Origin of the sequence: Flavobacterium sp. ZE23DGlu08 (genome assembly GCF_030505335.1) — a bacterium.
Classification (GTDB): Bacteria; Bacteroidota; Bacteroidia; order Flavobacteriales; family Flavobacteriaceae; genus Flavobacterium; species Flavobacterium algoritolerans.
In genome coordinates this window covers 2596921-2610201 of sequence record NZ_CP130045.1, presented here as the reverse complement: position 1 = coordinate 2610201, position 13281 = coordinate 2596921, and the positions used below count along the sequence as shown (strand labels likewise).

Genomic DNA, 13281 nt, shown 5'->3' with positions numbered 1-13281 from the left:
GTTATCTTAATTTTAAGGTAACAATTGACAGTATGGCGAGCATTATGGCAACAATCCAAAAACGCGTTACTATTTTACTTTCATGATACCCTTTCTTCTGATAATGATGATGTAAAGGAGACATTAAAAATATTCTTCGGCCTTCGCCAAAGCGTTTCTTGGTATACTTAAAATAACTTACTTGTAAAACCACCGATAGATTTTCGACAAGGAAAATTCCGCACAATAAAGGAATCAACATTTCTTTTCGAACGGCAATTGCCAGAACTGCAATAATTCCACCAATAGTCAAACTTCCTGTATCGCCCATAAATACCGATGCCGGGTACGAGTTGTACCAAAGAAATCCAATCAATGATCCCACAAATGCGGCTATAAAAACCGTCATTTCCCCTGAATTAGGGATATACATTATATTCAAGTAATTGGAGAAAATTATATTTCCTGAAACGAACGTAAATATTCCTAACGCCAGAACTGAAACAGCAGAAGTTCCTGCGGCAAGTCCATCAATTCCATCCGTTAAATTAGCACCATTAGAAACTGCCGTTATAATAAAAATAACAACTGGAATAAAAATTAACCAAGCCCATTTTTCATATCCTTCGCCAGTCCATGCTAATAATTCAGCATAATCAAATTCATTATTTTTAAAGAACGGGATTGTAGTAGCCGTAGATTTTTCTTCAACTGGCGCAGGCAAAATCACCGTTTGTGCTGGCACTTTAAAAATATCCGATGTAGAAGTATCTGTACGAACCGTAACACCAGGACTAAAATAAAGAACCGTACCTACTATTAAACCAAGACCTACTTGTCCTACAACTTTGAATATTCCTTTTAATCCTTCTTTATCTTTCTTGAAAATTTTGATATAATCATCTATAAAACCAATTGTTCCCATCCAAAGTGTGGTTACAATCAACAAAACAATGTAGATGTTATGCAGTTTTGCAAAAAGCACAACTGGAACCAGAGTAGCAAATATGATAATTAACCCACCCATTGTTGGTGTTCCCGCTTTTTCATTTTGACCAGCCAGACCAAGTTCACGAACGGTTTCTCCCACTTGCTGCCTTTGCAGAAAACGGATGATTCTTTTACCATAAATTGTAGACAATAGCAAAGAAAGCATCAATGCTAACGCTGATCTAAAAGTGATGTACTGAAAAACACCTGTTCCAGGAACATCTAATATTTTGTCTAAATATTCAAACAAATAGTATAGCATATATCTTTGTTTATTTGGTTAATCGTTGATTTGTTTATTTGCTGATTTGATTACTATTAGATTAAACAGTTAACCAAATCAACGATTAAACTTTTATTTTCCTAGTTGATCTAATATTTCTTTAACTATTTTCATATCGTCAAAATCATGACGGATACCATTTATTTCCTGATACGTTTCATGTCCTTTCCCGGCAATTAAAATAATATCATTGGGCTGAGCCAATTGGCAAGCCGTTTTTATAGCTTGTTTCCTATCGGTTATGGTCAACATTTTTTTATAATTCTGAGGAGCAACGCCTAATTCCATTTCTGCAATAATTGCTTCTGGGTCTTCATTTCTTGGATTATCCGAAGTAAAAATTGCTTTATCACTTAAATCCGACGCAATGCCAGCCATAATTGGTCGCTTGGTTTTATCTCTATTTCCGCCACAACCTACAACCGTAATTAGTTGTTCGTTTTTTGTACGAATGTCATTAATCGTTTTTAGCACATTTTCTAATGCATCCGGTGTATGCGCATAATCTACAATCGCTGTAATATTTGAAGCAGAAACAATAAATTGAAAACGTCCCGAAACACTTTCTAAATCAGATAATAATCGAAGTACTTCTAAACTTTCCATTCCCAGTTCTATCGCAGTTCCATAAATAGCCAATAAATTATAGGCATTAAATGTTCCTATCAGTTTTACCCAAACTTCATTTCCATTTATTTTCAATAACAAACCTGACAATTGATTTTCCAGAATTTGTGCTTTATAATCGGCATATGATTTTAAGGCATAGGTCAGTTTTTTTGCCACAGTATTCTGCAACATCACTTGTCCATTTTTATCATCAATATTGGACAATGCAAATGCTGTTTTTGGCAAATTATCGAAAAACGATTTTTTCACATCTCTGTATTCTGCAAACGTTGGATGGTAATCCAAATGATCGTGAGACAAATTGGTAAAAATACCGCCAACAAAATGCAACGCTTCGGTTCTTTTTTGATGAATTCCATGAGAACTCACTTCCATAAAACAGTATTCGACACCGTTTTCAACCATCTCCTTTAGGTAATGATTTATCGTAATTGAATCTGGAGTCGTGTGAGTCGCTTTATATTCAACATCATCAACCAAAATTTTTACTGTCGAAAGTAATCCAACTTTAAAACCTGCTTTTTTAAACAATTGGTACAACAAAGAAGCAATGGTCGTTTTACCGTTTGTTCCCGTAATTCCAACCAATTTCAAGTTTTGAGAAGGATCTCCAAAATAATTTGCAGCCATAAATGCCAAGGCCGAATTCGTATCTTTTACCTGAACATAAGTAATTCCTTTAGCAATATTCTCCGGAAATGTATCGCATATAACCGCTACAGCACCCTGCTCAATTGCTTTTTCTATAAAATCGTGACCATCAGAAATGGAGCCACGAATAGCCACAAAAATATCATTAGACCCGATTTTTCTAGAATCGAAATCCATTTTATTAATAGTAATATCCGTCGAACCTTTTACAGCTTCGATAGCTACTTTATACAATATATCTTTTAATATACTCATGATAATTCCAATAGTATAGTTGTATTTTTTACAATATTCTGACCCGCAGCAAGTGATTGTTTTTTCACTTTACCAACTCCAACAGCCTTTACTTTTACTCCTAAATTCTCTAATAAAGCAACCGCATCCATTCCAGACATTCCTTTCACATTTGGAATTAATTGCAATTTCTTTTCTGATTTTACAAAGTAAGAATCATAATTATTCTCTTGTTTTGCAATCTTTCTATTTAGGTTTTTAATCTCATTTGTTGAAGGCGCATCGGTGAAAATCTTTTGAGCAATTCTCTTGAAAACTGGTCCGGCAACATCAGCTCCATAATAATTATTCATTGATGTATTTGGTGCATGAACTACAACAATGCAAGAATATTTAGGATGCTCAGCAGGAAAAAATCCTACGAAAGATGAAATATAATGTTTGTCATTTCCACCATTTTTCCCATAATTGGCTTGCGCTGTACCTGTTTTTCCTGCCATAGAAAAATCTTTAGAATATAGCTTTGATCCTGTTCCTCTTTTTACCACATTTGATAAAAGCGCTTTTAATTTTTTGATAGTTGCATCTGAACAAATCTTCGGATTGATAATTTGTTTATCGTATTTCTTGATGGTTTTATTCCATTCTTTAATTTCTGAAACGAATTGTGGTTTTACCATTTCTCCGTTATTTGCTACAGCATTATACAAAGTCAAAGTTTGCAAAGGTGTCATTGCAACACTATATCCAAAAGCCATCCATGGTAAAATATTAGGATTCCAATTTTTATCTGATGTTTGATGAACAATAGGTTTTCCTTCTCCTTGAAATGGTAATCCAAGAGGTTTGTTCAAACCCATTTTATTTATTCTATCGATAAATTGCTGTGGATTATTTTTATAATTTTCTACAACAGCTTGAACTAAAATAGTATTGGAAGAGACTTCAAAGCCTTTTCCAAGCGATATTTTTCCATATCCGCCTTCATGAGAATCACGAACTTTATCACCTCTGTAAGTTATAACGCCACCACGACTATCGTAAACCTTAGATGTATCGACTTTATTATCATCCAAAAGCGCAATCATATCAACCAATTTGAAGGTAGAACCTGGTTCATGAGATTCTGCAACAGCATAATTTATAGTTTCATAATAATTACCTGATTTCTCGTCTCTTCCCAAATTAGAAATCGCTTTAACCTGACCGGTTTTGGTTTCCATAACCACTACACAACCGTGTTCAGCACCATATTCTTCCAATTGTTTCAACAAGGCATGATGCGCAATATCTTGAATGTAAACATCAATAGTAGAAATTACATCGTATCCATCTTGCGGATCAACTTCGTTTACATCACGAATGGGTTTCCATTGCCCTTTTGCAATTTTTTGTTTTAAAATTTTACCGTCTTTTCCATTTAGATATTTTCCAAAAGCACCTTCTATTCCTACTCGTTTTAATTGGCCACTTTCATCAATTCTATCGTAACCAATAGTTCTTTCAGCGATTTTACCAATTGGGTGTTCTCTTACAGTTTCTTGTTCAATTATAATTCCGCCCTTGTAAGCACCCAAATTGAACAACGGAAAGCTTTTTATTTTAGAATACTGTGTATAACTTAATTTACGGGCAACTAAATAATATCTGTTTTTATTAGCCCTGGCTTTTCTTAATTCATTTTCAAAAAAATTAGACGGTTTTCCTAAAACCGATGCCAATGAATCTGACAATGACTTAACATTTCTTTCAAATGCTTCAGCTTTTGGAGCCACAGCATCAAAACGTATTTCGTAATTCGGAATGGAAGTAGCTAAAAGGCTTCCGTCTGCAGAATATATATTTCCTTTATTTGCTGGAATCACAAAATTCTTAACGGTTCTTTCCTTGGCTAATTTTCTATAATAATCGCCTTCAACCCATTGAATATTTGTCAATTTTACAGCAATAGCAATAGCCATCAATAAGATAGCGAATGCAACCAGATAAATTCTGTACGATATGTATTTATCTTCTACTGCCATATTTTTTTGAAAAAGCTTTTTTCTTCTTCTTTTTTAACCTTTATTTTTATTGGAGGAACTGTTGAGGGAAAAATTTCTTTTGCTATCATTTTTTCAGAAACAGTCGATTCCATTTTTAATTTCATTAATTCTGAGCGTCTGTCCACAAATTCTGAACGCAACTCTTTAACCTGATTTGTCAACTCTGCAATCCTAAATACTTTCTGCTCAAATCGCTGTGTATTAGCAATCATAACAATCGCCAATAGAATTACAAAAACAATAAACCGCCAGTTTTTTACCGCATCATCATTTATAAGAAACCGCGCTTTCAATAGGCTGTAAACTCCGTTTTTCATTTTTATGACTAATTAAATCTTCTCAGCAATTCTTAATTTGGCACTTCTTGCTCTATTGTTCTCTTTTATTTCAGCATTATCCGGAACAATTAATTTTCCAACCGTTTTAAATGGCACTGAAAAATTACCAAAAAAGTCACGTTCAGGTTCTCCTTCAAACATTCCGTTTTTCATAAATCTTTTCACCAATCGATCTTCTAATGAATGATATGAAATCACGCTCAATCTTCCGCCGGGATTCAATATTTCTAAAGATTGTTCCAAAAACTCTTTCAAAACATCCATTTCCTGATTCACTTCAATTCGAATCGCCTGATAAATTTGAGCCAATATTTTATTCCTAACTCTTTCCGGTAAATATCTCGCCAAGACCTCTTTTAATTCATCAGTCGTCTTGATTGGCTGTTCTTCTCTAGCTTCTATAATTGTTCTGGACAAAGCAGGTGCATTTTTCAATTCTCCATAATCCAAGAACACCCTTCTCAAATTCGCATCATCATATTCATTGACAACACGATAGGCATTCAAATCATTTTTTTGACTCATTCTCATATCCAACCCCGCATCAAAACGAGTAGAAAAACCTCTTTCAGGAACATCAAACTGATGAGACGAAACTCCTAAATCTGCTAAGATTCCATCAACACTTTTCACCCCATAAAAACGCAAAAACCGTTTTATAAAACGGAAATTCTCATTAATCAGCGTAAATCTTTCATCAGGCAAAGCATTCGCCAAAGCATCTTCATCCTGATCGAAAGCAAACAGCTTTCCGTTTGGCCCGAGTCTTTTCAATATTTCTTTCGAATGTCCTCCACCACCAAAAGTGACATCAACATAAATGCCGTCTGGCTTAATATTTAAACCATCTACTGATGCATGAAGCAAAACCGGATTATGATATTCCATTGTCGTCGTCATTTATATTTCCCATTACTTCTTCTGCCAAATCTGCAAAATCAACATCCTCACCATTTATTGATTTTTCGTATAAATCTTTATCCCAAATCTCAACAATATTCACTGCTGATGAGAACACAACCTCTTTAGCAATACTCGCAAACACCACTAAATCCTTTGGCACTAATAACCTACCTAAAGCATCTATCTCAACCACTTTAACTCCGGCAGTAAACCTGCGGATAAAGTCATTATTTTTCTTCACGAACCGATTCAGTTTATTGATTTTTTGCATCATCAAATCCCATTCGCTCATAGGATACAACTCCAAACAGGGTTGAAACACGGAACGCTTCAAAACAAAGCCGTTTTGAAGTGAAGCAGCCAATTGCTTTTTCAAAGGCGCTGGCAACAGCAACCTTCCTTTAGCATCGACTTTACATTCATATGTTCCAATAATTGTATCCAATCAAAAAGTTTTAAATGATGTTGAGCAAAAATATAAAAAATATTACCACAATTTACCACTATATCCCACTTTGTTAATAAGTTTAACCACTTTGAAACAAAAACCCTTAATTTTTGGACAGTCAGAACGTTAGCTCTCTTTTATTTTATTTGTAAGAAAGGTAATGTTATTAAAAAAAGGAGGTGAAATACAATGAAATTTCAATTTAAAATGGTAATAACAAGTTCAAAATAATTAAAATTTGAAGCTCAAATACACAAAAAAGAGAAGCCTATTTTTATAACAACACGCATAATTTTACAATTAAAAATTGTTGTAAAAATTCTTTTTTATTTATTAAATCCTATATTTGTCAAAATTGAAAATCCGCATTCAAAAAAAATGGAAAAACACTATAAAAAAGAAGGTAGGTATAGCTATTACGAAGCTGGCGAAGGAACTCCAATTGTCATCTTACACGGGCTTATGGGTGGACTTAGCAACTTTGATGCTGTTGCAAGTTACTTTTCTACAAAAGGATATAAAATAATCATTCCAGATTTACCTATATACACTCAAAACATTTTAAAAACGAATGTAAAAAGTTTTGCGAAATATGTTAAAGATTTTATCACATTCAAGGGGCTGGACAGAGTAATTCTGTTAGGAAATTCATTAGGCGGCCATATTGCTTTATACCACACTAAAATGTATCCCGAAAAAGTAGCCGGACTTGTAATTACCGGAAGTTCTGGCCTTTATGAAAGCGCTATGGGTGATAGTTATCCTAAAAGAGGCGATTATGAATACATCAAGAAAAAAGCTGAAGATGTATTTTATGATCCAAAAGTAGCCACTAAAGAACTTATTGATGAAGTTTACGAATCCGTAAATGACAGAATAAAATTGATAAAAACATTGACAATTGCCAAAAGCGCCATTCGTCATAACATGGCAAAAGATTTGCCGAAAATGCATGTTCAAACCTGTATAATTTGGGGAAAAAACGACAAGGTTACGCCTCCGGATGTTGCAGAAGAATTCAATAAATTATTACCTAATTCTACCTTATACTGGATTGATAAATGTGGTCACGCCGCTATGATGGAGCATCCTGATGAATTTAATCGTTTATTAGAAGACTGGTTAACACACACACATTTATCAGTACACTAATCCTAAAAAAGGAGAATTTTACACCTAGAAAAAATGAAAATTAATACTGCCGAATTTGTTATCAGCAACTCCGATGTATCCAAATGTCCAAAAGACTTTTTGCCGGAATACGCTTTTATTGGCCGATCAAATGTTGGGAAGTCCTCTTTGATAAACATGCTAACGAATCATAAAAAGCTAGCTAAAACATCAGGAAGGCCTGGAAAAACACAGTTAATTAATCATTTCTTGATTAACAGCAATTGGTTTCTTGTAGATTTACCAGGTTATGGTTATGCTAAAGTTTCTAAAAAAACGAAATCAATTTTTCAGGAGTTTATTACTGATTATTTTGAAACCAGAGAACAATTAGTTTGTGCATTTGTTCTGATTGACATTCGTCATGAAGCGCAAACCATAGATATTGAATTCATGTCCTATATGGGCGAGAGTGAAATTCCTTTTTGTATTGTTTTCACCAAAGCTGACAAAATCAGTAAAGTAAAAATTGACTCTCATATTGCGGCTTACAAAAAGAAAATGTTCGCTAACAATTGGGCCGAAATGCCTCATTACTTTGTTACTTCCGCAACAGAATCTACTGGAAAAGAAGAATTATTAAGTTATATTGACGAGGTAAACCAAGAGGTTTTCAAAAACAATAGTCAGTTTTAAAAACTATATTTAGAATATAAAAAATCCCAAAACTAAAGTTTAGTTTTGGGATTTTATTTTTTTAGCACGCCAGTTATTCTATTTTGTCAACTCCAATTTCTCGGCAAAATAATCACAGAAATCTTTCATGGTGTCAGCCATTTTCTCGTCATCAGTAGCACGTTTAAATGTTTCAGACATTGCCACTAAAGTCTGGTGGAAGAAAATTTTCATTTCATCAACCGGCATATCTTTAGTCCATAAATCAATTCGCATACTTTCTTTTGCCTTGCTGTCCCAAATAGACAACATAATCGCTTTTGCCTCTTCTTGTTCAACTCCACCGTCTTTGGCAGACCACATTAATTTTTCCGGAACACGGTTTTCATCTAATTCAATTAGAAACTTAATTTCTGATGTATTTTTATTCGACATTACTTTTTAGGTTTGTATTTTGATTTCACAAATATTTCTTTTGCATTGGTTTTTAATAAATCTACCAAAGGCACGTCATTATTTATCATATAAGAGCGTACCATTTGCCATCCTATCCAGGCACCAACCTGCCCTGGGGATTCATTATCAATTTCTAAATAAAATTTAGAAAATGGCGCCGGATTTATAAACCGGGAAATTAATTTTTGATCATTACTGTAAAGCATTTCTTTTTCAATAAAATAACGCCACATGTAACTTTCATTTTCTTGACACCATGTTATCTGTTCTGGAGTATATCCCATTTTTTCAGCATCGGTATAATCCGGCAAAAGTAAGTCTTTTAAATACAATTGCTTCCCAGAATAAATCATTTGGCTTAACAAATCTTTATCTAAAACCGGTGGAATTTTACCTGCTGAAAAACTCGAAACTACATCTGGAGCGATTTGTCTTTCCTCAAAATTTTGTTTTAAATAATTTGGAAACTGATAAAACTTATGATTCTTTCCTAAATACAATTCAAGTGAAATCACCACCAAACTATCCGCATAAATAGCCTTATTTTTATAATCCATTTCAGAGATTATAGTGATCACTTTTGGCGTTTTTGTTTTAGGAAAATAGTATTTGATATGTTTAAAAAGTGTTTCTAACTCTAATTTTACGGGCTCAAAATCACCATATTTTTTTTGAACTTCTGTATACAATTCTCTCCATAAGGGATCTTGCATTTTACTCAACCAAACACTATTATCATTTCCTGGAGGAAAAAAAAACGGAAACTGTTTTTTTACTTTTTCTAAATCCTGTGGTGGAGTTTCAAAAAATATTTTATCAAAGCGCTCCACTTTTACTTCCAAAGGAATTGCTGTAACAGCACTTTCTACTTTGTTTTTCTTGTCACAGGATAAAATAAAGAGACAAAAGACTACAAGAAACAGATATTTTTTCATATATATTAATTAAATTTGTTTCCAAAGAATCTAAGGAAACGAACGCGCAACAAATTGATTTTGCAAATATACATTCCTGATTTTTAAAACGTAAACTATTATGACTAAAAAAAGCACATTACAAGTTGAAAAAGTGAATACCCACATTGTAAATTGGTTAAAAACATATGCTGAAAATGCAAAAGTAAATGGTTTTGTAATTGGAGTTTCCGGAGGAGTAGATTCGGCAGTTACCTCAACCTTATGTGCACAAACAGGATTAAAAGTTTTATGTGTTGAAATGCCCATCCATCAAGCACAAAGTCATGTAACTCGTGGACGGGAGCATATTGAACAATTAAAAAAAAGATTCCCTAATGTATCCAGTATTGAAGCTGATTTGACCTCTGTTTTTGAAACTTTCAAGACGGCAGTTCCAGATGTTTCAGATACAGCTAGACTTCATTTATCACTTGCCAATACTCGAGCACGATTAAGAATGACAACGCTGTATTACTTTGCGGGGATTCATTGTTTATTAGTCGCAGGAACTGGAAATAAAGTAGAAGATTTTGGAGTGGGTTTCTATACAAAATATGGTGATGGCGGAGTTGATTTGAGTCCTATTGCTGATTTAATGAAGTCTGAAGTCTTTCTTTTAGGAAGTTATTTGAAAGTTCCGGACTCTATTTTAAATGCATCCCCTACTGATGGATTATTTGGCGACGAAAGGACTGATGAAGATCAATTAGGTGCCAGTTATGACGAATTGGAATGGGCAATGACCCAAGATGAAGCTGGACAATCTTCAGATGCCTTTTCAGGAAGAGAAAAGGTTGTTTTCGAAATTTATAAGCGATTAAATACGATCAATCAACATAAAATGACAGCAATTCCTGTTTGTTTTATCCCAAAAGAATAAAGAAGTCACATTTTATATTGATTTACAATTAATTACAGAATTTATTTATTAATTTTACATTTCCAATAACAAATAATTCTAAAAATTTAAAATCATGATTAAAGTATGTATAGCCGATAATTATCCTGTTGTGCGTTTTGGAGTAAAATCTTACTTTAAAGATAATGCAGACATATCAATAGTTGCCAATGTTGGTAATTTCTTGATGGTACGGGATATACTTTTAACTAAAGAGATTGATGTCTTAGTTTTAGATTTGGAGCTGGAAGGTCTTTCCAGTATTTTTGAGGTTAAAGCAGTCTTGAAAAATTTTCCAAAAACTAAAATTATCATCTTCAGTGGTCTTTCAGAACAAATTTATGCTCCAAATGCTATTAAAGCAGGAGTTTCAGGATTCATCCACAAAAAAGAAAAACTAGAAACTTTAGGAATTTCAATTATCAAAGTCCACCAAGGAAAGATAATTATAAATGAAACCGTAAAGAAAAATCTAGCCCTAATTGCAAAACAAAGTAAGAGCGAACGCTTATATCGTAAGCTTTCTAATCGTGAAGTAGAAGTTTTACGCTATCTAAGTGACGGGAAGAAGAATCATGAGATAGCTGATATTCTGAAACTAAATGAAAAAACAATTAGTACGTACAAATTACGATTACTTACTAAATTAAATGTTACTAATTTAGTAGACTTGGTAAACAAAGCAAAAACTTTAGAGATCGTTTAGTACCGCGACATAACTCTCCCTAATTTTTTTGAAAAAGAATGGACTAATATATTATAATCCATAACCATAGACAAAGGCTCTGTATTATCTGAACCAGCTTCGGATGATAGAGAGCTTTTTAATTCCTCGATTATTTTACCTACCAAATACCATCTTAAAGTTAGAATCGTTTCGGATACATTTTGACTTATTGTATCGTTTTTAGATTTTGGAAAAATATTTTGACCTTCCCAATTGTGCAAAACAACTCTTTCATCTTCCATCAAAATATCAGTAACTTCTTGTGCAAATTCAACTTGCAAATGCATTAAATATTGCTCTAAACTGAAAGTCTCATTCTGATGGTAATAGTTAATCAAGTTATTGAATATATCGCGAAACAGGGGGTTTGCTAATTCAACTTCATCTTCTTGCAAACTCAAATAAATTCTTTGATATACTTTATACTCTCTTTTTTCAACGACAGTTTCAATCTCACCTTCAGTATTTGTTCTCAAAAATGTATCTTCAAATTCTTCATTCTTGTTTCCATACAACAATAGAATCTCAATAATTTTTCTTTCCAAACGATATAAAATGTCTACTTTCTCCGCATCAACAGGATTTTCATTTTTTACAACTTCAAAAGCTTTTTGCTCTTGTTTTTGTTTTTTTCCAACTTCAACAACATCTTTTTGAACTAATTGTGCTAAGGTACTCACAAGCACTTGCTCCGAAATATCCATAATTCGGGAACATTCCTGAATATAAATTTCACGTTGAATTCTATCCGGAATCTTAGAAATACTGACAACCATATCCCGAATCAAGTCTGCTTTTTTTATAGGATCATTCTTAGCTTCATTCATCAAAAGCGATGCTTTAAACTGAATGAAATCTTTAGCATTATTTTCAAGGTATAATACTAAATCATCATAAGACGTTTTCTTAGCAAAACTATCTGGATCTTCTCCATCAGGAAAAGTGCATACTTTTACATTCATTCCTTCTTCAAGAATCAAATCGATTCCACGAATGGAAGCACGCAAACCGGCCGCATCTCCATCAAAAAGAACGGTAATATTCTTTGTCAATCTATTAACCAAACGAATTTGATCTGGCGTCAAAGCTGTCCCTGAGGAAGCAACAACATTTTCAATTCCAGATTGATTGAACTGAATTACATCCGTATATCCTTCAACTAAATAACAATTATTCAATTTCACAATGGATTGTTTGGCTTGAAAAATACCATACAACACTTTACTTTTATGGTAAATTTCACTCTCTGGTGAATTCAGGTATTTTGCCGCTTTTTTATCATTGGTAAGAATCCTTCCTCCAAAACCAAGAACTCTTCCTGACATACTTTGTATTGGGAACATCACACGCCCTTTGAACCTATCGAAAGGCCTGTCATCTCTAGGAATTGTGAGTCCTGTACTTTCCAGGAATTCTAATTTATATCCTTTGCCTAATGCTTCTTTAGTAAAAGCATCCCAAGCTTCTGGAGAATATCCTAATCCAAATTTCTTTATGGTTTCATTTGTAAAACCGCGTTCTTTAAAATAAGAATAGCCAATTGCTTTCCCTTCTTCAGAGTTTAAAAGTGTATTATGAAAATAGGTTTTTGCAAATTCCGAAACCAAATACATACTTTCTCTAACATCAGTATTGGCTTTCTCTTCATCCGTTTGCTCGGTTTCTTCAATTTCAATATTGTATTTTTTGGCTAAATAGCGAATGGCTTCCGGATACGTAAACTTTTCGTGCTCCATCAAGAAAGCCACAGAGTTCCCACCTTTTCCAGAACTAAAATCTTTCCAAATTCCTTTGGCAGGAGAAACCATGAACGATGGTGAACGCTCTTCAGAAAACGGACTTAAGCCTTTGAAGTTACTTCCTGCACGTTTCAAGTGTACAAAATCACCAATCACCTCCTCAACACGAGCAGTTTCGAAAACAGTATCTATGGTAGCTTTTGAAATCAAGTTAGATAT

13 protein-coding genes are annotated in these 13281 nt (G+C 33.6%); 4 read left to right on the top strand and 9 right to left on the bottom strand.

Annotation, left to right across the window (positions count from 1 at the left end; genetic code table 11):
• Nucleotide 1 precedes the first annotated feature (1 nt).
• From mraY to mraZ, 6 genes are all read right to left on the bottom strand, one after another.
• Entirely contained in the window at nt 2-1231 is a 1230-nt protein-coding gene (mraY, locus tag Q1W72_RS11385) for a phospho-N-acetylmuramoyl-pentapeptide-transferase (RefSeq protein WP_099714442.1), read from the bottom strand.
• A gap of 93 nt (nt 1232-1324) precedes the next feature.
• Nucleotides 1325-2788 carry a UDP-N-acetylmuramoyl-L-alanyl-D-glutamate--2,6-diaminopimelate ligase gene (locus Q1W72_RS11380; protein WP_099714441.1) on the bottom strand — a complete coding sequence of 488 codons (1464 nt, stop codon included), beginning with the start codon at nt 2786-2788 and terminating at the stop codon, nt 1325-1327.
• A complete protein-coding gene (locus tag Q1W72_RS11375; RefSeq protein ID WP_302135319.1) occupies nt 2785-4791 on the bottom strand; it encodes a penicillin-binding protein in 2007 nt (668 codons plus the stop codon). Before Q1W72_RS11375 ends, Q1W72_RS11380 begins: the two co-directional genes overlap by 4 nt.
• Nucleotides 4782-5129 carry an FtsL-like putative cell division protein gene (locus Q1W72_RS11370; RefSeq protein ID WP_099714439.1) on the bottom strand — a complete coding sequence of 116 codons (348 nt, stop codon included), beginning with the start codon at nt 5127-5129 and terminating at the stop codon, nt 4782-4784. Before Q1W72_RS11370 ends, Q1W72_RS11375 begins: the two co-directional genes overlap by 10 nt.
• A 12-nt stretch (nt 5130-5141) precedes the next feature.
• Nucleotides 5142-6050, bottom strand: coding sequence for a 16S rRNA (cytosine(1402)-N(4))-methyltransferase RsmH (gene rsmH / locus Q1W72_RS11365; protein ID WP_199074766.1), 909 nt, complete (start codon nt 6048-6050; stop codon nt 5142-5144).
• Nucleotides 6025-6498, bottom strand: a complete 474-nt coding sequence (gene mraZ, locus Q1W72_RS11360; protein WP_114754268.1) for a division/cell wall cluster transcriptional repressor MraZ — start codon at nt 6496-6498, stop codon at nt 6025-6027. Before mraZ ends, rsmH begins: the two co-directional genes overlap by 26 nt.
• Nucleotides 6499-6879: 381 nt before the next feature.
• Between mraZ and Q1W72_RS11355 the strand changes: the two genes are divergently transcribed.
• Both Q1W72_RS11355 and yihA read left to right on the top strand, forming a co-directional pair.
• On the top strand, nt 6880-7653 hold the full coding sequence (locus tag Q1W72_RS11355; RefSeq protein WP_099714437.1) for an alpha/beta fold hydrolase: 774 nt from the start codon (nt 6880-6882) through the stop codon (nt 7651-7653).
• A 33-nt stretch (nt 7654-7686) separates the two neighbouring features.
• Nucleotides 7687-8307, top strand: coding sequence for a ribosome biogenesis GTP-binding protein YihA/YsxC (gene yihA, locus Q1W72_RS11350; protein WP_099714436.1), 621 nt, complete (start codon nt 7687-7689; stop codon nt 8305-8307).
• A gap of 78 nt (nt 8308-8385) precedes the next feature.
• On the opposite strand, the gene gldC is transcribed toward yihA, so the two are convergent.
• Nucleotides 8386-8721 (bottom strand): gliding motility protein GldC, encoded by a 336-nt coding sequence (gene gldC, locus Q1W72_RS11345; protein ID WP_091165314.1) that lies wholly within the window; start codon nt 8719-8721, stop codon nt 8386-8388.
• The gene (gene gldB, locus Q1W72_RS11340; protein ID WP_121342779.1) at nt 8721-9677 is read right to left on the bottom strand and encodes a gliding motility lipoprotein GldB; all 957 of its coding nucleotides are present in this window, start codon (nt 9675-9677) and stop codon (nt 8721-8723) included. The genes gldC and gldB overlap by 1 nt, the downstream gene beginning before the upstream one ends.
• Nucleotides 9678-9777: 100 nt before the next feature.
• Between gldB and nadE the strand changes: the two genes are divergently transcribed.
• The gene (nadE, locus tag Q1W72_RS11335) at nt 9778-10578 is read left to right on the top strand and encodes an NAD(+) synthase (RefSeq protein WP_099714434.1); all 801 of its coding nucleotides are present in this window, start codon (nt 9778-9780) and stop codon (nt 10576-10578) included.
• A gap of 94 nt (nt 10579-10672) precedes the next feature.
• Nucleotides 10673-11302, top strand: a complete 630-nt coding sequence (locus Q1W72_RS11330) for a response regulator transcription factor (RefSeq protein WP_302135303.1) — start codon at nt 10673-10675, stop codon at nt 11300-11302.
• On the opposite strand, the gene dnaG is transcribed toward Q1W72_RS11330, so the two are convergent.
• Nucleotides 11299-13272 (bottom strand): DNA primase, encoded by a 1974-nt coding sequence (dnaG, locus tag Q1W72_RS11325; RefSeq protein ID WP_302135301.1) that lies wholly within the window; start codon nt 13270-13272, stop codon nt 11299-11301. The genes Q1W72_RS11330 and dnaG overlap by 4 nt on opposite strands.
• Nucleotides 13273-13281 lie beyond the last annotated feature (9 nt).